Raw genomic sequence first — 26,229 nt, 5'->3', positions numbered from 1 at the left:
AAATAGGCATAAACGTATGTTTCAAACGCTTGTTTGATTAGCTCGCCTGCCAAGGGGTTGTCGAGCGCCGGGATTGCTCCCGAAAACGACCGAATATCCGGTCACCTACACACTAAGAATCCACCGCAGAGGTTAACCGCTATGCCTGATTACAAGGCCCCCTTGCGTGATATCCGTTTCGTACGCGACGAACTGCTCGGCTACGAAGCGCATTATCAGAGCCTGCCTGGCTGCCAGGACGCTACTCCGGACATGGTCAGCGCCATTCTTGAAGAAGGTGCCAAGTTCTGTGAGCAAGTGCTGTCGCCACTGAACCGTGTAGGTGACCTCGAAGGCTGTACCTGGTCCCCGGAAGGCGTGAAAACCCCTACCGGCTTCAAAGAAGCCTACAAGCAGTTCGTTGAAGGCGGCTGGCCGAGCCTGGCCCATGATGTTGACCACGGCGGCCAAGGCCTGCCGGAGTCCCTGGGGCTGGCGATCAGCGAAATGGTTGGCACCTCGAACTGGTCGTGGGGCATGTACCCAGGCCTGTCGCACGGCGCGATGAACACCATCTCCGAGCACGGCACCGACGAGCAGAAGCACACCTACCTGACCAAGCTGGTATCCGGCGAGTGGACTGGCACCATGTGCCTGACCGAGCCGCATTGTGGTACCGACCTGGGCATGCTGCGCACCAAGGCCGAGCCGCAAGCTGACGGTTCTTACAAAGTGTCCGGCACCAAGATCTTCATCTCCGCTGGCGAACACGACATGGTCGATAACATCGTCCACATCGTGCTGGCTCGCCTGCCTGACGCGCCGCAAGGCACCAAAGGTATCTCGCTGTTCATCGTGCCGAAATTCAACGTCAATGCTGACGGCACTGTGGGCACGCGCAACGCCGTTTCCTGTGGCTCGATCGAGCACAAGATGGGCATCCACGGCAACGCTACCTGCGTGATGAACTTTGACGGCGCAACCGGTTATCTGATCGGCCCAGCCAACAAAGGTCTGAACTGCATGTTCACCTTCATGAACACGGCGCGTCTGGGCACTGCTCTGCAGGGTCTGGCCCACGCCGAAGCCGGTTTCCAGGGCGGCCTGAAGTACGCTCGTGAGCGTCTGCAGATGCGTTCCCTGACTGGCCCGAAAGCGCCGGAAAAAGCCGCTGACCCAATCATCGTTCACCCGGACGTGCGCCGCATGCTGCTGACCCAGAAGGCTTTCGCCGAGGGTAACCGTGCGATGGTGTACTTCACTGCCAAGCAGGTCGACATCGTCAAGTACAGCCAGGATGAAGCCGAGAAGAAAGCCGCAGACTCCCTGCTGGCCTTCCTGACGCCGATTGCCAAAGCGTTCATGACCGAAGTCGGCTTCGAAGCAGCCAACCACGGCGTACAGATCTATGGCGGCCACGGCTTTATCGCCGAGTGGGGCATGGAGCAGAACGTTCGCGACAGCCGTATCTCCATGCTGTACGAAGGCACCACCGGCATCCAGGCACTCGACCTGCTGGGCCGTAAAGTGCTGCAGACTCAAGGCGAAGCGCTGAAAGGCTTCACCAAGATCGTGCACAAGTTCTGCCAGGCCAACGAAGGCAACGACGCTGTCAAAGCGCTGGTTGCACCGCTGGCCAAACTGAACAAAGAGTGGGGCGACCTGACCATGAAAGTGGGCATGGCCGCGATGAAGGACCGCGAAGAAGTCGGTGCCGCTTCGGTGGATTACCTGATGTACTCCGGTTACGTCTGCCTGGCCTACTTCTGGGCTGACATGGCGCGCCTGGCTGCCGAGAAGATCGCTGCTGGTACTGACGACGCAGCCTTCTACAAGGCCAAGCTGCAGACCGCCAACTTCTACTTCGCACGTATCCTGCCGCGTACCCGTGCGCACGTTGAAGCCATGCTGTCTGGTGCTAACAACCTGATGGACATGGCCGAAGAAGACTTCGCGCTGGGCTACTAAGCCGCCGTCCTTTTCAGGTCAAAGAAACCGCCGCCCCTTGGGGTGGCGGTTTTTTTATGCCTGTCATCTAGGCAGCGCGCAGCACAGGCCGGCAGTGTGTCGATTTGCCGGTCAGGTTCCGTGCGAATTTCTGCTGTTACAGGCAAACTGCGCGGCGTTGTCCACTTTTTGCCGTCGTGTGGGGCTCGCCTTGTCGCGTTTTGCTGCTGTGCGCTTCAGTCATTTTCTGCCTTCGCTGCTGCTTCTGCTTGGCGGGGTGTTGCTGGCGCGGCTGGCGGTACTGAACGAGTTTTTCACCTCGCTGTTCAATGTATTGCCGACGCTTTTGCTGTTACTCGGCGGGGCGTTCTGTCTGGTCTATGGCCGTCAGCGAGAGATGTTTCTGCTATTGACGCTGTACCTCGGCTACTTTCTGCTCGATACCCAGGTCGATCACTTCCGTGCCACTGGCCAGGTAAGCAGTGATACGGCGCTGATCTTTCACCTGTGCAGCCTGCTGCTGCCTCTGCTTTACAGTCTGTATGCCGCCTGGCAGGAGCGTACCCACCTGCTGCAGGATATGGTCGCCCGTGCGGCGGTGCTGCTGGCTGTGGGAGCGGTGAGCGTGGGGCTGGCACAGCGCTTTCCCGAGGCGTTGTTGCACTGGCTGTCGCAGGTGCGTTGGCCTGCGTTGCAGTTCGACGGGTTGGCGCTGATACAGCTGGCTTATCCGGTGTTTATCCTCGGGCTGGTTGTGCTGCTGGTGCAGTACCTGCGTGCGCCACGTCCGCTGCATGCGGCGCAGTTACTCGGTCTGGGCGGGCTGCTGTGGATGCTGCCGAATACCTTCATCCTGCCCAATGCGCTGAATGTGATCAGCAGCCAGATCATGCTGATGCTGGTGGCGGCTCTGGCGCATGAGGCCTATCAGATGGCTTTTCGCGATGAGTTGACCGGCCTGCCGGGCCGGCGTGCGCTGAATGAGCGGTTGCAACGCCTGGGTCGCAGTTACGTGATTGCCATGGCCGACGTTGATCATTTCAAGAAATTCAACGACACCCACGGTCACGATGATCGGCGATCAGGTGCTGCGTCTGGTCGCCAGCCAACTGCGCAAGATCGGCGGGGGCGGCAAGGCCTACCGCTATGGCGGCGAGGAGTTCACCTTGGTGTTTCCCGGCAAGACGGTGGAAGAATGCCTGCCGCATCTCGAGCAGGTGCGCCAGGCCATCGAGCATTACCGCTTGCAACTGCGTGATCAGCAGCAACGCCCGCAGAACGACAAGCAGGGGCGTCAGCGTCGGGCGGGCAAGGCGGCGTCGCAGGTGGCGGTGACCATCAGCATGGGCGTGGCCGAGCGTGGTGCGGATCAGGCCAACCCGGATGAGGTCATCAAGGCCGCTGACCAGGCGCTGTACAGCGCGAAAAGTGCCGGGCGTAATTGCATTCGCAGCCACGGCCAGCGGCGCGGTGCGGTCAAGCTGGAGCCGAGCATCGGCCAGTGAGGCGGCGCGCTTATGGCGCTGTATTCAGCAGTTCTACGGTCGTTGTTGGCGCGGCCTGCTACGCCTTAGCGTGGTGGGCTGAAGCGACCCCATGAATCTGCTGGAGTCTGACCATGCCTGACTACAAAGCCCCGCTGCGCGACATGCGTTTTCTGATCGATGATGTCTTCGACTTCCATGGCAGTTACGCCGCCCTGGGGGCCACTGATGCCAGCCCGGATATGGTCAATGCGATTCTCGAAGAGGGCGCGAAGTTCTGTGAGCAGGTGCTGGCGCCGCTGAACCGTAGCGGTGACGAAGAAGAGTGCCAATTCAACAACGGTAACGTGACTACGCCCAAAGGCTTCAAGGAAGCCTTCGCCCTGTATGTCGAAGGCGGCTGGAATGGCCTGGCGGCTGACCCGGCCTACGGTGGTCAGGGCTTGCCGCACTCGCTGGGGCTGATGGTCAGCGAGATGGTCGGCGCCAGTAACACCTCCTGGGGCATGTACCCCGGTCTGACCCACGGCGCCATGTCGGCGATTCACGCTCACGGCAGTGAGGCGCAGAAGCAGACCTACCTGAGCAAGCTCACCGAAGGCCGCTGGACCGGCACCATGTGCCTGAGCGAGGCCCACTGTGGCACCGACCTCGGTCTGATCAAGACACGCGCTGTGCCGCAGGCCGATGGCAGTTATGCCGTGACCGGCAGCAAGATCTTTATCTCCGCCGGTGAGCACGATATGAGCGAGAACATCGTCCATCTGGTGCTGGCCAAGTTGCCTGACGCACCGGCCGGCACCAAGGGCATCTCGTTGTTTATCGTGCCCAAGTTCCTGCCGGATGCGGCCGGAGAAGCGGGTGCGCGCAATGGCGTGAGCTGCGGTTCGATTGAACACAAGATGGGTATCAAGGCTTCGGCCACCTGCGTGATGAACTTCGACAGCGCCACCGGCTACCTGATCGGTGAGGCCAACAAAGGCCTCAACTGCATGTTCACCATGATGAACCATGCTCGCCTCGGCACCGGCATGCAGGGCCTGTGCCTGGGTGAAACCAGCTACCAGGGCGCGCTCAAGTACGCCAACGAGCGCCTGCAGATGCGTGCTCTCAGTGGGCCGAAGGCGCCGGAAAAGGCTGCCGACCCGATCATCGTGCACCCCGATGTGCGGCGCATGCTGCTGACCATGAAAGCCTTCAACGAAGGCAACCGGGCGCTGGCCTACTTCACCGCGCAGTTGCTCGATCAGGCTCACCGCGCCGACAGCAGCGAGCAGCGTGAAGCGGCTGAGAACCTGCTGGCCTTCCTCACCCCGATCTGCAAGGCCTTTATGACCGAGACCGGCCTGGAAGTGACCAACCATGGCATGCAGGTGTTCGGCGGCCATGGATTTATCCGCGAGTGGGGCATGGAGCAGTTGGTGCGTGACTGCCGGATTGCCCTGATCTACGAAGGCACCAACGGTATCCAGGCCCTCGACCTGCTCGGGCGCAAGGTGCTGGGCAGCCAGGGCAAGCTGCTGCGCGGGTTCACCAAGATCGTTCACACCTTCTGCGTGGCCCAGGCTGAACACCCGCAGCTCAAGGGCTATGTCGCGCAACTGGCCAAGCTCAATCAGCAATGGGGTGAATTGACCCAGAGCATCGGGATGGCGGCGATGAAAAACCCCGACGAAGTCGGCGCCGCCTCGATGGATTACCTGATGTATTCCGGCTACGTCACCCTGGCCTATTTCTGGTTGCGCATGGCCCTGGTGGCGCAGGCCAAACTGGCGGCTGGTGAGGGCGACGCGGCGTTCCACCAGACCAAGCTGGCCACCTGCGAGTTCTACTTCAAGCGCCTGTTGCCACGTACTGCTGCACACCTGGCGGCTGCCCAAGCGGGCAGTGCCTGCATGATGGAGTTGCCAGCGGAAAACTTCGCCCTCTGACGGACGGCCAAACCGCGCCAAAGCCCGCCTTCTGGCGGGTTTTTGCCTGTTGGGGCCGGCCAAACGGTTTATGGCTTGCTGGTCACGACGCGACCCTATGTGTCTGAAATGTTGTTCGGTTAGACTTCAGGCACTTCCGTATACCTGTTGGTTTGTTCGAGGATTTGCCCCATGGCTGACTACAAAGCTCCCCTGCGCGATATGCGCTTCGTGCTCAATGAAGTGTTTGAAGTGTCCAAGCTGTGGGCCCAATTGCCGGGCCTGGCCGAGGTGGTGGATGAAGACACCGCAGCGGCGATTCTCGAAGAAGCCGGCAAGGTCACCGGTGGCGTGATCGCCCCGCTGAACCGCAGCGGTGACGAAGAAGGTTGCAGCTGGACTGATGGCGCGGTGAAAACCCCGGCCGGCTTCCCCGAGGCCTACCAGACCTACGCCGAAGGCGGCTGGGTTGGCGTTGGTGGCGACCCGGTATTCGGCGGCATGGGCATGCCTAAGGTGATCTCGGCCCAGGTCGAGGAAATGGTCAACTCGGCCAACCTGTCGTTCGGCCTGTACCCGATGTTGACCGCCGGTGCCTGTCTGTCGATTAACGCCCACGCCAGCGAAGAGCTGAAAGAGAAATACCTGCCGAATATGTACTCCGGTGTCTGGGCCGGCTCCATGTGCCTGACCGAACCGCATGCCGGCACCGACCTGGGCATCATTCGCACCAAAGCCGAGCCGCAAGCCGATGGCAGCTTCAAGATCACCGGCACCAAGATCTTTATCACTGGCGGTGAGCACGACCTGACCGAGAACATCATCCACCTGGTGCTGGCCAAGCTGCCGGACGCCCCGGCTGGCCCGAAAGGCATCTCGCTGTTTCTGGTGCCGAAAGTCATGGTCAATGCCGACGGTTCGCTGGGTGAGAAGAACTCGCTGTCCTGCGGTTCGATCGAACACAAGATGGGCATCAAGGCCTCGGCCACCTGCGTGATGAACTTCGACGGCGCCACCGGCTGGATCGTCGATGCGCCGAACAAAGGCCTGGCCGCCATGTTCACCATGATGAACTACGAGCGTCTGGGCGTTGGCATCCAGGGCCTGTCCCTGGGTGAGCGCAGCTACCAGAACGCCGTGGAATACGCCCGCGACCGTATCCAGAGCCGTGCGCCGACCGGCCCGGTGGCTAAAGACAAAGCCGCCGACCCGATCATCGTGCACCCGGACGTGCGCCGCATGCTGCTGACCATGAAAGCGCTGAACGAAGGCGGCCGTGCCTTCTCCAGCTACGTGGCCATGCAGCTCGACACCGCCAAGTACAGCGAAGATGCCGCTACCCGCAAGCGCGCCGAAGAGCTGGTGGCTCTGCTGACTCCGGTGGCCAAAGCCTTCCTCACCGATATGGCGCTGGAAACCACCGTGCATGGTCAGCAGATCTTTGGCGGCCACGGCTTTATTCGTGAGTGGGGCCAGGAGCAGCTGATCCGCGACTGCCGCATCACCCAGATCTACGAAGGCACCAACGGTATTCAGGCGCTCGACCTGGTTGGCCGTAAAGTGGTCGGCAGCGGCGGTGCGTTCTACAAGCACTTCGCTGAAGAGATCAAAGCCTTCACCGACAGTGCCGACGCCTCGCTGGCCGAGTTCGTCAACCCGCTGAAAGACGCCATCTCCAACCTGGAGCTGATGACCAGCGACCTGCTGGAGCGCGCCAAGGCCAATCCGAACGAAGTCGGTGCCGCCTCGGTCGAGTACCTGCAGGTGTTCGGTTACACCGCCTACGCCTACATGTGGGCACTGATGGCGCGTACCGCTCTGGCCAAACAGGATCAGGACGAGTTCTACGTGAGCAAGCTGGGCACCGCGCGCTTCTTCTTCGCCCGCCTGCTGCCGCGTATCCACTCGCTGACCGCTTCGGTCAAGGCCGGTAGCGAGTCGCTGTACCTGCTGGACGCCGCGCAGTTCTAAACGCTGTCTCGCGACACACAAAACCCCGGCCTTGTGCCGGGGTTTGCGTTTTGGTGGGTTGAACTGGTGCTTCAGGCGGTATGCAGTGCTGGGAGTTCGGCTTGTATTTGTATAGTCATTTTGTGATTAAAAGTTGATTTGGTAGTTTTTTAGGTTTATTTGTATATACAAATAAAGCGGAAGCCTACCCATGCCTTGTACATCTTCCATTCAGTTGTGGCGTGATCTTGTGCTGTTTGATGGCGAGCAGACATACCCGCAGCCCATGGCCTTATGGGTGCAGGATGGGCGCATCGCCGGGCTTTGCGCAGAAGCCGAGTTCGACACGAAGACGCTGACCGATGCGCTGGAGGTGGGGCGCGGCGGGGTGATGACGCCAGGTCTGGTGGATTGCCACACGCATCTGGTCTATGCCGGCAACCGCGCGGCTGAATTCGAGCAGCGCCTTGAAGGCGCTAGCTACGCCGAGATCGCCAAGGCCGGCGGCGGCATCCTCAGCAGCGTGCGCGCCACCCGCGTGGCCAGCGAGGACGAGCTGCTGGCGCAGAGCCTGCCGCGTGTGCAGGCGCTGCTGGACGACGGCGTGACCACCCTGGAAATAAAATCCGGCTACGGTCTGACTGTTGATGATGAGCTGAAGATGCTGCGCGTGGCCCGTCGCCTGGGTGAGTTGTTGTCGCTGCGCATCACCACCACCTTGCTCGGCGCCCACGCCTTGCCGCCTGAGTTCGCCGGCGACAGCGATGGCTATATCGCCCTGGTGTGCAACGAGATGATCCCGGCTGCAGTTGCCGAAGGCCTGGTCGATGCAGTGGATGTGTTCTGCGAAAACATCGCCTTTAGCCCGGCACAGTGCGAGTTGGTGTTCCAGGCCGCGCAGCGTCACGGCCTGCCCATCAAGGTGCATGCCGAGCAGCTGTCCAACCAGGGCGCCAGTGTCCTGGCTGCGCGTTATCAAGGGCTTTCGGCCGACCATATCGAGTTTCTCGACGAGCCCGGGGTGCAAGCCATGGCCGCCGCCGGCACCGTGGCGACCCTGCTGCCGGGTGCTTTCCATACCTTGCGCGAAACCCAGCTGCCACCCATCGCGTTGCTGCGTAAGCACAACGTGCCGATGGCTCTGGCCAGCGATGCTAACCCCGGCACCTCGCCGATCTGCTTCCCTACTTTGATTCTCAACCTGGCCTGCACCCTGTTCCGTTTGACCCCGCGCGAAGCCCTGGCCGGCATGACCGCCCATGCTGCCCGCGCCCTCGGCCGTCCGGACCTCGGGCGGATCGAGGTGGGTGCACCCGCCGAGCTGTGCCTGTGGGATGTGCAGCAACCCGCCGAACTGGCCTACGCGGTGCAGCCGGGGCGGCTGCGTCAGCGCATTTTCAACGGCGTTATTAGCTACAGCAAAGAGGCCAACAGCCATGCACGCTGATCGCAACTCCATGGATCTATGGCAGGGTCGTATCGACCCCGAGCGGGACAGTCCGCGCTGGCACCAATGCATTCAGACGCTAAGCATGGACAGCCAGCCCGGCATCGTCTTGCTCGGCTTTGCCAGCGATGAAGGCGTGCGGCGCAACCAGGGGCGCGTCGGCGCGGTTAATGGTCCACTGGCGATCCGCAAGGCGCTGGCCAATCTGGCCTGGCACCGTTCTGATCCGGCCTATGACGCCGGTGATGTGGTCTGCGCTGATGGTGATCTGGAAAGTGCTCAGGCGCGCCTCGGTCACAACGTCTGCGCGCTGCTGGATGCCGGGCATCTGCCGGTCGTTCTAGGTGGTGGTCATGAAGTGGCCTTCGGCAGTTGGCAGGGTATTGCCGAGCACTTGGCTGGCGACATACCTCGTATAGGCATTATCAATTTCGATGCGCACTTCGACCTGCGCGACCCAGCCCATGCCCGCTCCTCGGGTACGCCCTTCGCGCAAATCGTCGAGCAATGCGCCGCCCGTGGCTGGCCGTTTGCCTATGCCTGCCTCGGGGTCAGCCGCGCCAGCAATACCCGCGCTCTATTCCAGCGCGCCGCCGAACTGAACGTGCTGGTGCGTGAAGACCGTGAGATCCGCGAAGGCAGCCTGACAGCCATCAGCGCTGAGTTGCAGAGCTTTATCGCCAGCTGCGATGCGATCTACCTGACCATCGATATCGACGTGCTGCCGGCTTGCGAAGCCCCCGGCGTCAGCGCTCCTGCTGCGCGTGGCGTACCGCTGGCGCTGCTTGAACCCTTGCTGGAAACCGTGCGCGACAGCGGCAAATTGCGCCTGGTCGATCTGGCCGAACTCAACCCCGAATACGACATCGACGCTCGCACCGCCAAGGTTGCGGCGCGTTTGATTCATCTGCTGACGCTTACGCACTGAGCCCAAGAACAGGAGCCCGACATGAGCCTTTTCCGTGACAGCGAAATTCGCGCCGCCCGTGGCACGCAACTGACCGCCAAGAGCTGGCTGACCGAAGCGCCGCTGCGCATGCTGATGAACAACCTTGACCCGGAAGTTGCCGAGAACCCCAAGGAGCTGGTGGTATACGGTGGCATCGGCCGTGCCGCACGCAACTGGGAGTGCTACGACAAGATCGTCGAAGTGCTGACCCGCCTGGAAGACAACCAGACTCTGCTGATTCAGTCCGGCAAGCCGGTCGGCGTGTTCGAGACCCACAAGGACGCGCCGCGCGTGCTGCTGGCCAATTCCAACCTGGTGCCGCACTGGGCCACCTGGGAGCACTTCAACGAACTGGATGCCAAGGGCCTAGCCATGTACGGGCAAATGACCGCCGGCAGCTGGATCTATATCGGTAGCCAGGGCATCGTCCAGGGCACTTATGAAACCTTTGTCGAGGCCGGTCGCCAGCATTACGGCGGCAGCCTCAAGGGCAAGTGGGTGCTGACCGGAGGCCTCGGCGGTATGGGTGGCGCGCAGCCATTGGCCGCCACCCTGGCCGGCGCTTGCTCGCTGAATATCGAGTGCCAGCAATCGCGTATCGATTTCCGCCTGAAGACCCGCTATGTCGATGAACAGGCCAGCGATCTGGACGACGCCCTGGCGCGCATCGACAAGTACACCGGTGAAGGCAAGGCCATCTCCATCGCGCTGTGCGGCAACGCGGCCGAGATCCTGCCGGAACTGGTCAAGCGCGGGGTGCGCCCGGATATGGTCACCGACCAGACCAGCGCCCACGACCCACGCCACGGCTACCTGCCGATTGGCTGGGGCTGGGACGAGTACGTGGCCCGTGGCAAAACCGAGGAAGCCGTGGTGGTCAAGGCCGCCAAACAGTCCATGGCCGTGCATGTGCGCGCCATGTTGGCCTTCCAGCAGATGGGTGTGCCGACCTTCGACTACGGCAACAACATCCGTCAGATGGCCCTGCAGGAGGGCGTCGAGAATGCCTTCGACTTCCCCGGTTTCGTCCCGGCCTATATCCGTCCGCTGTTCTGTCAGGGCATTGGCCCGTTCCGCTGGGTTGCGCTGTCCGGTGACCCCGAGGACATCTACAAGACTGATGCGAAAGTGAAAGAGTTGATCCCGGACGACGCCCACCTGCACAACTGGCTGGACATGGCCCGTGAGCGGATTGCCTTCCAGGGCCTGCCGGCGCGGATATGCTGGGTCGGCCTGAAGGATCGCGCACGCCTGGCTCAGGCGTTCAACGATATGGTCGCCAGTGGCGAGCTGAAAGCGCCGATCGTCATCGGCCGCGACCACCTCGACTCCGGCTCGGTGGCCAGCCCCAACCGTGAAACCGAAGCCATGCAGGACGGCTCCGATGCGGTCTCCGACTGGCCATTGCTCAATGCCCTGCTGAACACCGCTGGCGGCGCGACCTGGGTGTCGCTGCACCATGGTGGCGGCGTCGGTATGGGCTATTCGCAGCATGCCGGGGTGGTCATAGTGGCCGACGGTACGCCGGATGCCCGCGCTCGTCTTGGCCGCGTACTGCGCAACGACCCCGGCACCGGGGTGATGCGCCACGCCGATGCCGGCTATCAAATTGCTGTCGATTGCGCCAAGGAGCAGAGCCTCGATCTGCCTATGATTGGCGCAACCCAAGGAGCCCATGCATGAGCCTGTTTACCCTGCACCCCGGCCAGTTGACCCTGGCCCAACTGCGCGCCGCCTACCAGGCTCCCGTGCGCGTGACCCTCGCGGAATCGGCCTATCCGGCTATCGATGCCAGTGTCGCCTGCGTCAACGGTATCATCGCCGAGGGCCGTACCGCCTATGGCATCAACACCGGTTTCGGCTTGCTGGCCTCGACCCGTATCGCCACTGAGGATCTGGAAAAGCTGCAGCGTTCGCTGGTGCTGTCGCATGCCGCCGGTATCGGCGAGCCGTTGGATGACGCCATGGTGCGGCTGATCATGCTGCTCAAGGTCAACAGCCTGGCGCGAGGCTTTTCCGGCATTCGCCGGCAAGTGATCGAGGCGCTGATTGCGCTGATCAATGCCGAGGTCTATCCGCACATTCCAGTGAAAGGCTCAGTGGGTGCCTCCGGTGACCTGGCGCCGCTGGCGCATATGTCGCTGGTGCTGCTGGGTGAAAGCCAGGCGCGTTATCGCGGTGAGTGGCTGCCGGCAACCGAGGCGCTGGCGATTGCCGGTTTGCAGCCCATGACGCTGGCCGCCAAGGAAGGCCTGGCGCTGCTCAACGGCACCCAGGTGTCGACGGCCTACGCTCTGCGCGGGTTGTTTGAGGCTGAGGACCTGTTTGCTGCGGCCAGCGTTTGCGGTGGCCTGACGGTCGAGGCTGCGCTGGGCTCGCGAGCGCCCTTTGATTCACGCATTCATGCCGCCCGTGGCCAGCGCGGACAGATCGACGCCGCCGCCATCTATCGCCACCTGCTTGGCGACAGCAGTGAAGTGGGGCGCTCTCATCAGGCCTGCGACAAGGTGCAGGACCCGTACTCGCTGCGTTGTCAGCCGCAGGTCATGGGTGCCTGCCTGACTCAGTTGCGTCAGGCCGCCGAAGTGCTCGGCGTCGAGGCCAACGCGGTATCGGACAATCCCCTGGTGTTCGCCGCTGAGGGTGAGGTGATTTCCGGCGGTAACTTCCACGCCGAGCCGGTGGCCATGGCCGCCGACAATATCGCCCTGGCCATCGCCGAAATCGCCTCGCTCTCCGAGCGGCGCATCTCGCTGATGATGGACAAGCATATGTCGCAGCTGCCGCCATTTCTGGTGGCCAATGGCGGGGTCAACTCCGGCTTTATGATCGCTCAGGTCACCGCCGCCGCCCTGGCCAGCGAGAACAAGGCGCTGGCCCATCCGCACAGCGTCGACAGCCTGCCGACCTCGGCCAACCAGGAAGACCACGTGTCCATGGCCCCGGCTGCTGGCAAACGCCTGTGGGAAATGGCCGCCAATACTCGTGGCGTGCTGGCCATCGAATGGCTCGGCGCCTGCCAGGGCCTGGACTTCCGCGAAGGGCTGAAAAGCTCGCCGCTGCTTGAGCAGGCGCGTCAGGCCCTGCGCGCGCAGGTGCCGTATTACGTCGAAGACCGCTTCTTCGCCCCGGATATCGAGTCTGCCAATGCCCTGCTGGCTGAGCGCGTGCTGACCCCGTTGCTGCCGAGGGGGGTATTGCCGTCGCTGGCGTAGGTTGGTGTTGAGCACAGCGAAGCCTAACAGATGCCGCCTGTCGTTTGCCGTTGGGCTGCGTTGCAGGCTCCTCAACCCAACCTACGGTGGCGGTTGACAGGTTATTATCCGCGCACCGGGACCACCCCAAGGAGCCGCTGTGAGCAGTACAACCCCGCGCTACAAGGCGATTGAAGCGTTTCTACTGGAGCGCATCCACAGCGGCGCTTACCCGGTCAATCACCAGATTCCGCCGGAAGAGCAGTTGGCGCGGGATTTTGGGGTCAGCCGGATGACGGCCAACAAGGCCATTCGCGATCTGGTGCAGAAGGGCTACCTGCTGCGTCAGGCCGGCTTGGGCACCTTTGTCACCGACCGCAAGGCCGAATCCTCGCTACATGAAGTGCTGAATATCGCCAATGAAGTGCGCGGCCGTGGGCATGTCTACAGCAACGACATCATTCGTTGTGAGGCGCTGGCGGCGGATGATGAGGTGGCGTTGCGGCTGGGGTTGCGTTTGGGCGCCGAGGTGTTTCACAGCATTCTGGTGCACCGCGAGGATGGCGTGCCAATCCAGCTGGAAGACCGCTTCGTCAATCCGCGCTGGGTGCCGCATTACCTGGACAGTGATTTTGCCCTGCAGACGCCCAACGAGGTGCTGGTCAACAGCTGCCCGATTTCCGATGTCGAGCATGTGGTCGAGGCTGTGCAGGTCGATGCGCAGGTGGCCGGTTGGCTGGCCATTGAGCCGACTGCGCCGTGCCTGAGTGTGATTCGTCGAACCTGGTCGGATGAGCACCTGGTCAGCTACGCCCGGCTGATCCATCCGGGCGATCGCTATAAATTGCGCTCATCGCATAAACCACGGCACTAAAACCGATCAGTTCTTGATCTGCTGCTCGACCAGTTCGGGGTTGTCGATAAAGCGGTTGCGGGTACCTTGCAGGCCGGCAATCTTGTCGTTGCGCGCCTTCTCTTCGGCATCCGGTGGGTCCATCTGGTGCCACTTCTTGTACATCTGTACCTGGCCGACGATGGGCAGGCCGTATTCGACGTGCATATAGAAGATTGCCCGGGCGATATTGCCTTTGGCTGCGTCGCGGGGTTCGACCAGTTGGAAGCTGGTTTTCAGGTCACAGCCGATGTCGGCGAACTTGCTCGGTACACTGTCATCCAGCTCGCCGAACTGCGCATTGCGGCGTACCAGCTCGACGCGGGTCATCGCGGGGTAGAGGTTGTGCAGGTCGGAAGCGATGTACACGAAGCGCGGGTTCATGATCCCGCACTGGCGGTCGGTCACACAGCGCAGCGCACTTTTCAGCTGCTTGCTGCTGTAGATCGGGCTGGCCTTGAGCTGGCCGTTCTCTTCGCTGAACGCCTTGTCGCAATACAGCGTTGAACCGCCCTGGCCATAAACCTGGCTCCAGAACAGTTGCACGGCGGCTTTGGGATCGGAAAGCTGGTTTTGCCCATTGGCGGATGCAAGTGGGCTGATGCTGGCTGTCAGACAGCCGATGGCAAGAAGCAATGAGCGCATGTATGGCCCCAGTGACCACCGTTGACGGGGTCTGTTGTTTTTGTAGGACGGGATCGAGTCTAACAAGACCTGCGTCACAAAATAAAGCCAAGCGTTTGCTCGGTTTCTCGCGGTGTAAGCCATGGCTTACACCGCGTACTGCAGATCGCCACTATGCCGAATGCCGGGCGGTGGCTAATCTGCTGCCCATGGACGTCGCGCAGGAAGCGCACTTTAGCAACAGGGATACGCGGAACAGCTGCCAGGATGGCAAGCAGATCAAGGATGTCAGCACACAGTCTGCAAAGGCCCCGCAATCGCGGGGTTTTCTTTTTTGTGTTCAGCACATCCATGTGCTTCACCCCTTCGGGGCTGCGCGCAAAAACGCTCCCGACGTTTTTGTGGCTTGCCATCCATGGCAGCCACCCTTCGGGCCATCGCTGCGCGATGTTAAAAATCATTCCAGATGATTTTTTATGCTCAGCGCATCCATGCGCTTCACCCCTCAGGCCGTTTCTGGCCGCCATCAACCTGCACTGTCTCCGCGGTTTATGGACTCAGCGCGAAAGTACACTGAATACCGCGCTCGCCCGAGCAATACGCACCGACTCGACGACAAAATAGCAATTGGCAAACGCCAGGCTTTTGCCGACCTTCTGCACATCGGTTTCGATGTTGATCCAGTCGCCGAGTTTGGCGGTGCCGGCGTAATCGATGGTCAGGCTGCTGGTGACCAGCGGGGTTGGTGGCTCTTCGGCGAAAGCGCTGTTATAGCCCAGGGCCACATCGGCCAGGCTGCTGAGTACACCGCCATGCACCAGGCCGCGCGCATTGCAGTGTTTCTCCTCGGCACGCAGACCAATCACCAGGCCCGTGGCGCTGCGCTGGTTGTAGATCGGCCCGAGCAAATCAAGGAAAGGGCTGCTTCTGAATAGCGGGCTAAAGCCTGCGGGGATCATGCTCATCAGCGAAACCTCTTTGCTCTGGGGTGTCAGGCGGCTTGGCGTTGGGTCTGTAGTTCGGCAAACCAGTTCAGCGTTTCATCCCATAGCGACTGCGCCGCCGGACGGAAGTAGCCCATATGGCCTATCGCGCCGATGCTGGCGGCTGAGTCGATGGTCCGTGCCTGGTAGGGCGCCTTGCAGTAGGCGGCCATAAACGCATCGCGCGAGGCGGGTGGGGCCCACAGATCGTCCAGCGCGTTGGCGGCAATGATTGGCGTGCTGACTTGAGCGAAACGCTCGGCCAGGCCTGGCATTTGCGGGTCTTCGAAGAAGTAGCGCGGGTAGCTGCACCAGCGCTTCCACTGTTTGTACACGCCCAGCGGCAAATCCTCGCCCATACCCAGCTTGCTCCAGGCCAGGTAGCCCTTGTAGCGGGTCATCAGTGGACCGATCAGGCGCCACATGGTCAGTACGCGCAGTTGTTCGGCCTTGGGCATCCAGCCGTGCCAGCCGGCACCGGTGCCGAAGGTGTAGAAGCCCTGGACCTGATCATGATTGGGCAGCAGGCCGAAGGCATGCCCGCCAAAGGAGTGGCCGACCATATACAGCGGCCGCTGCGGATGACGGTGCTGATCGACGGCCGCCGCGAGATCGAGGTGTGCCCAATCCAGGTAGTCCATCTTGAAGCCGCGCAGGCTGGCCGGTTTCGACTGGCCGATGCCACGGTAATCGAGGGTCAGGGTGCTGTAGCCACGCTGCGCCGCGTATTCGGCAAAACGTCGGTAGAAACCCTGCGGCACGCCGGTGGCGCCGGCAATCAACAGCTGCGCAACCGGCTCCGGGGCGTGATACAGCGTGGCGGTCAGCGGATAACCGTCGAGTGCCGGCAGCTGCACGGTCTCGCTAAGAATGGCAGGGGTATTCATGGACGGACTCCTCCCGGGAACTGTTCGCGGGTCAGGTTGAACAGGGCAGTGGCGGCGCGCTTGAGCGGCTCGCTGCTGCCGGCCACGCGGGCTTGCAGCAGCCCGCCTTCATACAGCGCGACAAATAGGGCGGCGAGGTTATCCGCCTGCTCACTGGGGTAGCCGTAGGCATGCAGTTGCGCACTCAATGCCTGACGCACGGCGGTAAAACTGCGCTGCAGAGCGGCGCGGATTTCTACATCCTCCGGGCCGCTTTCCAGGGCGATGGTGGCCAGCGGGCAACCGCGTTCGAACTGGCTGTTCTCCAGTTGTTGCAGCGCGCCCTGAAGCCAGTTGTGCATGGCCTGCATTGGATCGGCCTGCTGGGCGAAGAGCCGTTCGAACAGGCTGTCGATGTGCTGGCTGATGTGCTCAATGGCAGCCACTGCCAGCTCGCCTTTACCGCCTGGGAAGTGGTGGTAGAGGCTGCCTTTGGGCGCGCCGGCGACCTCCAGCAGTTCATTCAGGCCAACGCCGTGCAGGCCTTTGCGCTGCAGTGCGTCGGCCATGGCGTGGATCAGTTTGTCGCGGGTTGAGGTCTTTTTCATGGGCTAAATATATAGACCGGTCGGTATATTTGTCAGGTGTTTTTTGTCGCTATTGATCTGATCTACAGGGCGGAATCAGTACGAGGTATGAAGTTTTAAATGGGGTCGCGCTCAAGAAAGTGCGTCTGCTGCCGTTGTATTGAGATAGCCGTTAATCCAGGGTGGGAGCGGTAAAAGGGAGTTGCATTCGTCAAAGGGCCGCTGAATGGCGCTGACGCTTAATACCAACGTTTCATCGCTTAGCATTCAGCGCAGCCTGAATGAGACTACGCGCGCGTTGGAAACGTCGATGCAGCGCCTATCTACGGGTATCGCATCAACAGCGCCAAGGATGATGCGGCCGGATTGCAGATATCTAACCGGCTGAGCAGTCAGATCAGTGGTATGCAGGTTGCCATCCGTAACGCCAACGATGGCATTTCATTGGCTCAGACAGCCGAAGGTGCGCTGCAGCAATCCACATCTATTCTGCAGCGCCTGCGCGATCTGGCGCTGCAGGCCAGCAATGGTTCCAACTCGATCAATGAGCGCAGCGCACTACAGCAGGAAGTTTCGCAGTTGCAGCAAGAGCTGGGGCGTATTGCTGAAACCACCAGTTTTGCCGGGCGCAAGCTGCTTGATGGCAGTTATGGTTCCAGGTCGTTACAGGTCGGTGCCGAGGCGTTTGAAACCATTGCCGTCAACCTTGGTAACTATGGAGTAAATCGTTTAGGCACCAATACTCGCGACCTGGTCAATGGTTCGATTGGGTCGTTGGGTCTTGATCAGTTGGGTGGGTTGCTGGAGCAGAATGGCGATGTTGCGGACAACGAGGTAAGTGGTGAACTGACTATTTACGGGCGCTCCACGGTCAGTTTTACCGTTCAGGGAACGGCCAAATCGATTGCCGAAAGTATCAATAAACGCTCCGAAGTCTCCGGCGTCACTGCGGACGCCCGCACGCTTGTGCAGTTGAGCTTCAGCGAAGACGACACTTACAACTTTGAACTCTACGGAGCCAATACGGATGCTGTGAACATTCGGGGCAAGGTGGAATATGGCGATTTGGGGGAGCTGGCATGGGCGATCAATGCTGAAAAAAATACTACCGGTATCAGCGCGCGAATTGAGGAGGGCAAGTTGTGGTTGGTCAGCGAAGCGGGCGACGACATTGTGCTTGAGAGCTTTCTCTCGGAGGAAAATGGTAGCGCAGTGATCCAAGCGTTCGACTATAGCGGGGAGAGCGAATTGACGAGTGCGGTAGCAACGCTCAATGACGACTCGTCTGTCAGGGCAATTGGTGTGGTGCGTTTGAGCAGCAGCAATTCGTTTAGTACCGAAGTGAATGGCCTCACTGTTGATGGCAGTACGGTGCGAAACTTCAGCAGTCTTGAAACACTGAGCGATATCAACCTGCTCACGGATATCGACGCGCAACTTGCAATCGGCGTGATTGATGGCGCGCTGAGTTTGATTGACAGTGCCCGAGCAGATCTTGGCGCAGTACAAAATCGCCTCGAGTACACCATCGTCAACCTGGCCAATAGCGCTGAAAACCTCAGTGCAGCACGAAGTCGAATTAGAGATACTGACTACGCCGCAGAAGTGTCGGAATTGGTCCGCCGACAGATCCTACAGCAGGCTGCAACGTCGATGCTGGCACAGGCCAATCAGCGGCCACAGGCCATTCTGACGCTGTTGCAGGGCCTGTAGCAGCTGGGTAGCTCTCGCAATAGGATTTTCCGCTACCATCTGTTTCTCTCCTGCATGCTGATAAGGATTTCCCCATGTCCATTTCCACGCTGATTTTCCTGGCGGTTGTTGCCGCACTGATTTTTTACGTGATTGGCATCTACAACCAGCTGGTGACCCTGCGTAACCGCTTTCAAAACGCCTTTGCGCAGATCGAAGTGCAGCTCAAGCGCCGCTATGACCTGATCCCCAATCTGGTGGAAACCGCCAAGGGTTATATGGCGCATGAGCGCGATACTCTGGAAGCGGTGATTGCCGCGCGCAACAACGCCGTGACCGGGCTCAAGGCGGCATCCGCGCAGCCGGGTAATGCGCAGAGCATGGCGCAGCTGGGCGGCGCGGAAGGGTTGCTCAACAGTGCTCTGGGTCGACTGAATGTCACGCTTGAGGCTTACCCGGACCTCAAGGCGTCGGCGAATATGCAGCAGCTCAGTGAAGAGTTGAGCAGTACCGAGAACAAGGTGGCCTTCGCCCGCCAGGCCTTCAACGATGCAGTCATGGCCTACAACACCTACAAGCAGGCGTTCCCGCCGGTGTTGCTGGCTGCCAGCTTTGGCCACGCCCAGGACGCCAGCCTGCTGGAGTTCGCCGACAGCGCGGCGATTCAGGAAGCGCCGAAGGTGTCGTTCTAAGGATTCCCAGGGATGAATTTCTTCGAGCAACAGGATCGCGCTCGGCGTAACAGTGGGCGTCTGCTGATTCTGATGGTATTGGCGGTGCTCAGCCTGATCACCCTGACCAGCCTGGCGTTGGGCGTGGTCTGGCAATTGTTTGGGCAAAGCCATAGCTCGCTCTGGCTGGCCAGTGAGGCTCCGAGTGGGCTATTGCCCAGCTGGCGGCTGGTGGGCATGGTGGCCCTGGGCGTAATCGGCGTGGTGCTACTGGGCAGTGTCTACAAGAGCCTGCAACTGAGCCGTGGCGGTCAGGCAGTGGCCGAACGGCTGGGTGGTCGGCTGATCAATCTCGCGCCGCAGAGTCTGGAAGAACAGCGCTTGCTCAATGTGGTGGAAGAGATGGCCCTGGCCTCGGGTACCCCGGTGCCGCCGGTGTATGTGCTGGATGACGCCGGGATCAATGCCTTTGCCGCTGGCCTGACACCGCAGGATGCGGTGATCGGAATTACCCGTGGGGCGATCAGCCTGCTCTCGCGTGAAGAGTTGCAGGGGGTGATTGCCCACGAGTTCAGCCATATCTTCCACGGCGATATGCGCCTCAACACCCGCCTGGTGGCAGTGCTGCACGGCATTCTGCTGTTGGGGCTGATCGGTGGCTTTCTGCTGCGCAGCAGCTCCCGTGGCAGTTCGCGCTCCAGCCGCAACAACTCGGCGGCGGCGATCATCGCGGTCGGCGCTACCTTGTGGTTGTTGGGCTATGCCGGGACGTTCTTCGGCAGTCTGATCAAGGCCGCCGTGAGCCGGCAACGCGAGTTTCTCGCCGATGCTTCGGCGGTGCAGTTCACCCGCAATCCGCAGAGCATTGCCGGAGCGCTGCAGAAGATCGGTGGCAACCAGTACGGTTCGCAATTGCGCGCCGGACATGCGGCCGAGTTCAGCCATATGTATTTCGCCGCCGGTATCAGCCGCGCGCTGGAGGGCATGCTGGCGACCCATCCGCCGCTGGATGAGCGGATTCGGCGTATTACGCCAGAGTGGGATGGGCGCTACCCGGCTGTCTCGATCCTCAGTGTGCTGCCCGCCGATGCCACGGCAGATCAACGTAGCGTGGCCCAGGGCTGGGATCAGGCCCTGGCCGGCTTCAGCGCCGACTCGGCGACGGCGGCCATCGCCAGCATTGGCGAGCCGCGTGCGGCGCACTTGCAGCAAGCGCACAAGGTGCTGGATGAATTGCACCCGGCGCTACGTCAGGCGGCGCACCATGGTAGTGGTGCGCAGGCCTTGCTGTATGGACTGTTGCTGGCTCCAGCGGCGCCCTTGCGTGAGCAGCAACTGCAGATGCTCAAACCAGTGCTCAGCGCCGAGCTGATGGACCATGTGCAGACGCTGGAGCAACCGCTGCGGCAGTTGCCTGGCAACCAGCGGCTGGCCTTGCTGGATCTGGCCATGCCGGCGCTCAAGCAGCTGGGCACCGAGCAGGCAGCCACGCTGTGTGCGCTGATGGCGCGGCTGATCCGTGCCGATGGCAAGGTTGAGCTGCTGGAGTGGACGTTGTTGCGCATCGTCGAGCGCAACCTGGCGCCCAGCCGCCGGCTCAGTGGTCATTTTCACTTGCTGGAACTGGCGGACGAAGCGCAGGTGCTGCTGTCGTTTCTGGCGAGGGCTGGCAGCATCCTGCCAGAGCAGGCGCAGGCCGCCCTGGCGCATGCGGCGGGTGAGTTGCCCTACACCGTGCTAAACCTGTTGCCGGTAGCGCAGTGTGATCTGAAAGCCCTGGAGGCTGCGCTCAAACGGCTCAACCAGTTACAGCCCTTGCAGAAGCCACGGCTGCTCAAGGCCATGGCACGTTGCATCGAGCATGACGGACGTATCGAGGTTGCCGAAGCCGAGTTGCTGCGCGCGGTGGCCGACCTGCTGGATTGTCCGTTGCCGCCGTTGCTGCATTCGACCAACGGTAAGCTGGCAGGTTGACGCCGATGCTTTCGCAGCTGAGCCTGGCCCCCAGGCTCAGCGCGGTCATCAACCTGTCACCTCATGCGCCGATGCTATGTGCCATAGCAACAAGACCTGCCCCTTGGCCGATTGGCCACTTGTTTACTGCCTCCTGACCTTAAACGTCACGCCGGGTTGTCCGGCAAGGAGTCTGTCATGCACCTGCTTCCCCTGACCCACGATCTCTTCGACCCCCAGCTGCAACTGGAGGCCGAGGCGCTATCCGTTGATGCCGCGCCCTGGCTGTGCCTGGGCGTGCCGAGTATCCATCACGACATTAGCCAGACGATTGCCGCGATTGACCGCCTGAGTACGCAGTTACAGCAGGCGCCTGAGCCTGTGCTGCGGCGTTAAGTGCTGGTCGACGGGCTGGCGCTGAACGCCTGCAGCAGGTCCTCGACAAACGCCCGCTGCGCATCGCCGGGGTGCTGGCCGCGATGGCTGGCCAGGTGGAACTGCACGTCGAAGCCCAGGCTGTCGGCTTCGAGCGCGCGCAGACGCCCCGTGGCCTGCCAGGGCGCGGCGATGTGCACTGGCAGGTAGCCGATATGCCTGCCGGAGAGGATAAAGGCCAGGGCGCCGTCGACCTGTTCGGTCTGCGCTGAGCTGGTGCTGCTCTGCAGCGGCTCGCGTGCCTGCACAAAGCGGTAAGGGTGGCGCACGCTGTCTGCCTGCTGCAGGTCGGCCCGGCTGATTGGCCGGCGGCTGAACAGCGGATGCCCTGCGGCGCAGTACAGCACCTGGCGCTCGCGAAACAGCGGGTGATAGTCCAGTGCACTCTGGTTGCCGGAGAAGTAGCCGATGGCCAGGTGCAGCTGGTCTTGCAGCAGGCGGCGTTCCAGTTCGGCGGGCATGGCGGTGAGTAACTCGATCTGCACCGCCTGGTTGCGTGCGCGAAAGCGCTGGATGGCCTCGGCCACCTGTTCCAGCACCTGCGCAGCCAGCCCTTCGGACAGGCCGATGCGCAGCTCGCCGAGCAGCTTGTCGGCCATGCCCTGGGCCTCGTCCTTGAAGGTGTCGATGGCACTGAAAAGCCGGCGTGTGGCGCTCAGCACCTGCTCGCCCTTGGGCGTCAGGCGAAAGCCAGCCTTGCCACGCTCGCACAGGCGAAAACCCAGGCGGGTTTCCAGCTTGGCCATCTGCGTGCTGATGGTCGACTGGCCAATCCCCAGTTCGCCCTGAGCGGCGCTGAAACCGCCGCACTCCACCACGGTGACAAATAGACGCAGCAACTGCAGGTCGAGGTCGCGTAACTGGCTGAGCATGACAGTGCCTAACATTGATAAATGTCGATGCCAGAGTAGAACACTTCATATTTAAGCTAAGCAAACCGGCAGGCAGGATGTGCTCAGTTCATTCCGCACCGAGGTCATGTTTATGCGTCAGGCCCTTGTTCCGCTACTGCTGTGTTGCGCCTTCGCCGCCCAGGCAGAAGAGAAAGCCCTGAACCTCTACAGCTGGTCCGCCTATCTGCCGGAGCAGGCGTTGCAGCGCTTCAAGGATGAAACCGGGATCAAGGTCAAATACGACATCTTCGACAGCGCCGAAGCCCTGGACAGCAAACTGCTTACCGGCGGCAGCGGTTATGACGTGGTCTTCCCGGCCTCCAGTGGACTGGCCCGGGCGATTCAAGCCAAAGCCGTGCAGCCGCTGGATCGCACGCAACTGCCGCATCTGGAGAACCTCGACCCGGCGCTGCTGAGCAAACTTGCCAGTGCCGACCCCGGTAATCAGTACGGCCTGCCTTACACCTGGGGCACGGTCGGTGTGGGTTTCAACCTTCAGGCGCTCGAACAGCGTCTGCCTGGCGTACCACTGAACAGCCTGGATCTGCTGTTCAAACCCGAGTACGCCAGCAAGCTCAAGGATTGCGGCATCGCGGTGATCGACTCGCCGCAGGAAGTGATCAGTATCGTCCTCAACTACCTGGGCAAAGACCCTTACAGCAGTGATCGCGCCGACCTCGATGCCGTGGCGCAGTTGTTGGCCCAGCTGCAACCCAATCTGCGTTACGTCGGTGCCGGTCGGCATATCAATGACCTGGCCAAGGGCGAAATCTGCCTGGCGCTGACCTACAACGGCGACGCCTATATGGCCGCAGCCAACGCCGCGGAGGCCAAGCAGCCGTTCGAGGTGCAGTACCGCATCCCGCGCGAAGGCACGCTGCTGTGGTTCGACACCATGGCCATCCCGGCTGACGCACCGCACCCCAAAGCCGCTCACGCCTTTATCGATTACATGCTGCGCCCCGAGGCCATCGCCGAGCTGACCAACAGCGTGTTTTTCGCCAACGCCAACCAGGCCGCCACGGCGCTGGTCGACCCGGCGATCAGCGGCGATGCCGATATCTACCCCGATGAAGCGGTGCGCGCACGGCTGTTTGCCGAGCAGCTGATGCCGCTGCGCCAACAGCGTGAGCGCACGCGTATCTGGACCACATTCCGCAGTCAGTATTGAGGACAAGGCAATGGAAGCATTTAACGGCAACGACCTGGCCTTTACCCGCGACAGCCTCTACGGCACCTTTTCCGAACCGACCTATGCCGGCGTCACCAGCTTTATGCGTCGGCGCTACAGCCGCGATTTGCAGGGCGTGGACCTGGTGGTCAGCGGCGTGCCCTTTGACACCGCCACCACCAACCGCCCCGGCACCCGCTTCGGCCCGCGCGCGATTCGCGCGGCGTCGATCACCAGCGCCTGGGAGCGGCACTACCCCTGGGAGTTCGACCCCTTCGACCACCTGGCGGTGATCGACTACGGCGACTGCAATTTCGATCACGCCCTGCCGCACAGGATTCCAGCGGCCATCGAGGCGCACGCCGAGCATATCGTCCAGGCCGGTTGCGCCATGCTCACCCTGGGCGGCGATCACTTCATCAGCTACCCGTTGCTCAAGGCTCATGCGCGTAAACACGGCGCGCTGTCATTGGTGCATTTCGACGCGCACAGCGACACCTGGCCAGATCTCGACGACAGCGAGCAGGGCGTCAGCCACGGCACCATGTTCTACCACGCCGCCCGCGAGGGCCTGGTCGATCCATCGCGCTCGGTGCAGATTGGCCTGCGCACTACCAATGATGACGTGATGGGCTTTCAGGTGCTGGATGCACGCCAGGTGCATCGCAGCACCCCGGAGCAGATCGCCGCGCAAATCCGCGCGCGGGTCGGCGACAACCCGGTGTACCTGACCTTTGATATCGACTGCCTCGACCCAGCCTTCGCCCCCGGCACCGGCACCCCGGTATGCGGCGGCCTGAGTACTCACCAGGCCCTGGAGATCCTGCGTGCGCTGCGTGGGATCAATCTGGTCGGCATGGACGTGGTGGAAGTCTCGCCACCCTATGACCACGCCGAAGTCACCGCCCTGGCCGGCGCCACGGTGGCGATGGAATTGGTGTGTTTGTATGCCGCGCGGCATAAGTTGGGCGAAAAACTGTAGGGTGGAAATCGCGGTTTATTTCCACCATGGGCTGTCCGCACGACTGCCTATGGTGGACCGATAAAGCGGGGGCCACCCTACGACTAAGCCTACTGTGTGATGTGTGGGAGGCGCTTTAGCGGCGAGCTTTTAGCTGCTTCTGTCGCGGCTACAGCCCCTCCCACGAACGTGGCTATTTTGTAGGAGTGGGCCATGCCCACGATAAACCCATGACCGGCGCGTTACTGCGCCTGCAGCAGGTAATGACGCTTCTTGCCCAAACTGAGCCGGCGGCCCAGCTGCCAGGCCTGCAGCGGCTGGTCCGGGTTGCTCTGCCGTTCGCCATCCAGCAGCAGGCCGCCGCCGCTCGCCAGGCGGCGCACTGCGCTGCGTGAGGGCTGCAAGTCATGCCGCAGCAGCAGATCGGTGAGGCTGAGGCCGCCGGCCAGGTCTTCCGCGCTAACGCTGAGTTGCGGCAGTTCGGCATCGCTATCCTGCGCCGTGAACAACGCCAGGGCGGTGGCTTCGGCGTCGCGTGCAGCCTGTTCACCATGGGCTAGGGCGGTGGCGGCGGTGGCCAGGATGATTTTCGCCTGGTTCAGTTCGGCGCCTTCGAGGGCACTTAAGCGCGCCACCTCATCCAGCGGCAGTTCGCTGAACAGGGCGAGAAAGCGCCCTACGTCGGCATCGTCGCAATTGCGCCAGAACTGCCAGAAGTCGTACGGCGCGAGCTTGTCGCCATTCAGCTACACCGCGCCGCTGGCGGATTTGCCCATCTTGCGCCCGTCACGGGTGGTCAGCAGCGGCATGGTCAGGCCGAACAGCGGCTGGCAGCCCTGGCGCCGGCCCAGCTCCACGCCATTGATGATATTCGCCCACTGGTCGGCGCCGCCCAGTTGCAGGGTGCAGTTGTGCCGACGCGCCAGCTCGGTGAAGTCATGGGCCTGCAGCAGGGTGTAGCCGAACTCCTGAAAACTCAGCGAGTGCTCGCGCTCCAGGCGGTTGCGCACGGCGTCGAAGGTCAGCAGGCGGTTGATGGAGAAGTGCCGGCCGACCTGATCGAGAAACTGCAGGTAGCCGATGCCATCCAGCCAGTCGGCGTTATCCACCACCAGGCCGTCGCTGGGGCCGTCGCCCAGTTGGATGTAGCGGGCAAAGCAGCCGGTAATCCCGGCGATGTTGTGCTGGATCTGCGCTTCCGTCAGCACTGGGCGGCTGCTGTCGCGAAAGCTCGGGTCGCCGATGCGTGTGGTGGCGCCGCCGATCAGCAGGATCGGTTTGTGCCCGGCGCGTTGCAGGTGACGCATCAGCATCAGCGCCTGCAAATGGCCGACATGCAGGCTGTCCGCTGTGGCATCGAAACCGAGGTAGAAGGTGATCGGGCCCTGGTTAAGCGCATGGCGCAGGCCATCAAGGTCGGTGCTCTGGTGGATAAAGCCACGGGTATCAAGCTGGTCGAGCAGATCAGGGGTGTTACGGGGCATACGTGTCTCCTGGTTTAGGCAAAGGCCTGAGGAGACTGGAGTGAGGGTGTGCTATCCGGGCCGCCTCAGGCGGATCGGACATGCAACAACGCATCTACCGCCTGGTGAGAGGGGGCAGGGCGTAATAAAACGCGGAAATTGGGCAGATGTGTCTGTG

19 protein-coding genes and 3 pseudogenes are annotated in these 26,229 nt (G+C 61.8%); 15 read left to right on the top strand and 7 right to left on the bottom strand.

The features are described 5' to 3' along the window. The first annotated feature begins 141 nt into the window (after window positions 1–141). From IOD17_RS12025 to hutC, 9 genes and pseudogenes are all read left to right on the top strand, one after another. Entirely contained in the window at window positions 142–1,947 is a 1,806-nt protein-coding gene (locus IOD17_RS12025; RefSeq protein ID WP_233685309.1) for a phenylacyl-CoA dehydrogenase, read from the top strand. A 190-nt stretch (window positions 1,948–2,137) separates the two neighbouring features. After that, window positions 2,138–3,431, top strand: a pseudogene (locus IOD17_RS12020) (diguanylate cyclase). Window positions 3,432–3,544: 113 nt separating this feature from the next. Continuing rightward, entirely contained in the window at window positions 3,545–5,341 is a 1,797-nt protein-coding gene (locus tag IOD17_RS12015; protein WP_233685308.1) for an acyl-CoA dehydrogenase C-terminal domain-containing protein, read from the top strand. Between the two features lie 171 nt (window positions 5,342–5,512). Further along, window positions 5,513–7,291 carry an acyl-CoA dehydrogenase C-terminal domain-containing protein gene (locus tag IOD17_RS12010; RefSeq protein WP_233685307.1) on the top strand — a complete coding sequence of 593 codons (1,779 nt, stop codon included), beginning with the start codon at window positions 5,513–5,515 and terminating at the stop codon, window positions 7,289–7,291. Between the two features lie 190 nt (window positions 7,292–7,481). Continuing rightward, entirely contained in the window at window positions 7,482–8,717 is a 1,236-nt protein-coding gene (hutI, locus tag IOD17_RS12005) for an imidazolonepropionase (protein WP_233685306.1), read from the top strand. Next, window positions 8,707–9,645 (top strand): formimidoylglutamase, encoded by a 939-nt coding sequence (hutG, locus tag IOD17_RS12000; protein ID WP_233685305.1) that lies wholly within the window; start codon window positions 8,707–8,709, stop codon window positions 9,643–9,645. The genes hutI and hutG overlap by 11 nt, the downstream gene beginning before the upstream one ends. Before the next feature lie 21 nt (window positions 9,646–9,666). Then, the gene (gene hutU / locus IOD17_RS11995; protein WP_233685304.1) at window positions 9,667–11,349 is read left to right on the top strand and encodes a urocanate hydratase; all 1,683 of its coding nucleotides are present in this window, start codon (window positions 9,667–9,669) and stop codon (window positions 11,347–11,349) included. After that, the gene (hutH, locus tag IOD17_RS11990) at window positions 11,346–12,881 is read left to right on the top strand and encodes a histidine ammonia-lyase (RefSeq protein WP_233685303.1); all 1,536 of its coding nucleotides are present in this window, start codon (window positions 11,346–11,348) and stop codon (window positions 12,879–12,881) included. The genes hutU and hutH overlap by 4 nt, the downstream gene beginning before the upstream one ends. Window positions 12,882–13,020: 139 nt before the next feature. Then, window positions 13,021–13,734 (top strand): histidine utilization repressor, encoded by a 714-nt coding sequence (hutC, locus tag IOD17_RS11985; RefSeq protein ID WP_233685302.1) that lies wholly within the window; start codon window positions 13,021–13,023, stop codon window positions 13,732–13,734. Between the two features lie 6 nt (window positions 13,735–13,740). Here the strand turns inward: hutC and IOD17_RS11980 are convergent, their stop codons facing one another. The 5 genes from IOD17_RS11980 to IOD17_RS11960 form a co-directional block, all read right to left on the bottom strand. Next, window positions 13,741–14,397 (bottom strand): endonuclease I family protein, encoded by a 657-nt coding sequence (locus IOD17_RS11980; protein ID WP_233685301.1) that lies wholly within the window; start codon window positions 14,395–14,397, stop codon window positions 13,741–13,743. A 74-nt stretch (window positions 14,398–14,471) separates the two neighbouring features. Further along, window positions 14,472–14,903 (bottom strand): hypothetical protein, encoded by a 432-nt coding sequence (locus IOD17_RS11975; RefSeq protein ID WP_233685300.1) that lies wholly within the window; start codon window positions 14,901–14,903, stop codon window positions 14,472–14,474. Window positions 14,904–14,933: 30 nt separating this feature from the next. After that, on the bottom strand, window positions 14,934–15,341 hold the full coding sequence (locus IOD17_RS11970) for a PaaI family thioesterase (protein WP_233685299.1): 408 nt from the start codon (window positions 15,339–15,341) through the stop codon (window positions 14,934–14,936). A gap of 26 nt (window positions 15,342–15,367) precedes the next feature. Continuing rightward, complete coding sequence (locus IOD17_RS11965) at window positions 15,368–16,246, bottom strand: alpha/beta fold hydrolase (RefSeq protein WP_233685298.1); 879 nt, start codon at window positions 16,244–16,246, stop codon at window positions 15,368–15,370. After that, window positions 16,243–16,833 carry a TetR/AcrR family transcriptional regulator gene (locus IOD17_RS11960; RefSeq protein ID WP_233685297.1) on the bottom strand — a complete coding sequence of 197 codons (591 nt, stop codon included), beginning with the start codon at window positions 16,831–16,833 and terminating at the stop codon, window positions 16,243–16,245. Before IOD17_RS11960 ends, IOD17_RS11965 begins: the two co-directional genes overlap by 4 nt. Before the next feature lie 205 nt (window positions 16,834–17,038). Here IOD17_RS11960 and IOD17_RS19390 point away from each other — a divergent pair. The 4 genes and pseudogenes from IOD17_RS19390 (at window position 17,039) to IOD17_RS11935 (ending at window position 21,524) form a co-directional block, all read left to right on the top strand. Next, window positions 17,039–18,525, top strand: a pseudogene (locus tag IOD17_RS19390) (flagellin). Between the two features lie 74 nt (window positions 18,526–18,599). Further along, a complete protein-coding gene (locus IOD17_RS11945) occupies window positions 18,600–19,196 on the top strand; it encodes a LemA family protein (RefSeq protein ID WP_233685296.1) in 597 nt (198 codons plus the stop codon). A gap of 12 nt (window positions 19,197–19,208) precedes the next feature. Then, window positions 19,209–21,149 carry a M48 family metallopeptidase gene (locus IOD17_RS11940; protein WP_233685295.1) on the top strand — a complete coding sequence of 647 codons (1,941 nt, stop codon included), beginning with the start codon at window positions 19,209–19,211 and terminating at the stop codon, window positions 21,147–21,149. 177 nt (window positions 21,150–21,326) lie between these two features. Then, window positions 21,327–21,524 (top strand): hypothetical protein, encoded by a 198-nt coding sequence (locus tag IOD17_RS11935; RefSeq protein ID WP_233685294.1) that lies wholly within the window; start codon window positions 21,327–21,329, stop codon window positions 21,522–21,524. Here IOD17_RS11935 and IOD17_RS11930 read toward each other — a convergent pair. Then, a complete protein-coding gene (locus IOD17_RS11930) occupies window positions 21,521–22,435 on the bottom strand; it encodes a LysR family transcriptional regulator (RefSeq protein WP_233685293.1) in 915 nt (304 codons plus the stop codon). The two genes, IOD17_RS11935 and IOD17_RS11930, sit on opposite strands and share 4 nt — an antisense overlap. A gap of 112 nt (window positions 22,436–22,547) precedes the next feature. Between IOD17_RS11930 and IOD17_RS11925 the strand changes: the two genes are divergently transcribed. Both IOD17_RS11925 and speB read left to right on the top strand, forming a co-directional pair. Then, complete coding sequence (locus tag IOD17_RS11925) at window positions 22,548–23,627, top strand: polyamine ABC transporter substrate-binding protein (RefSeq protein ID WP_233685792.1); 1,080 nt, start codon at window positions 22,548–22,550, stop codon at window positions 23,625–23,627. 10 nt (window positions 23,628–23,637) lie between these two features. Next, window positions 23,638–24,609 carry an agmatinase gene (gene speB / locus IOD17_RS11920; RefSeq protein ID WP_233685292.1) on the top strand — a complete coding sequence of 324 codons (972 nt, stop codon included), beginning with the start codon at window positions 23,638–23,640 and terminating at the stop codon, window positions 24,607–24,609. Between the two features lie 221 nt (window positions 24,610–24,830). Here speB and tyrS read toward each other — a convergent pair. Then, window positions 24,831–26,072 (bottom strand): annotated as a pseudogene (gene tyrS / locus IOD17_RS11915) (tyrosine--tRNA ligase). Window positions 26,073–26,229: the final 157 nt, after the last annotated feature.

The sequence above is a fragment of the Pseudomonas anguilliseptica genome (genome assembly GCF_021375795.1).
Taxonomy (GTDB): domain Bacteria; phylum Pseudomonadota; class Gammaproteobacteria; order Pseudomonadales; family Pseudomonadaceae; genus Aquipseudomonas; species Aquipseudomonas anguilliseptica_A.
Note: the sequence above shows the minus strand (reverse complement) of the source record. Positions and strands in the feature narration are given on the sequence as shown.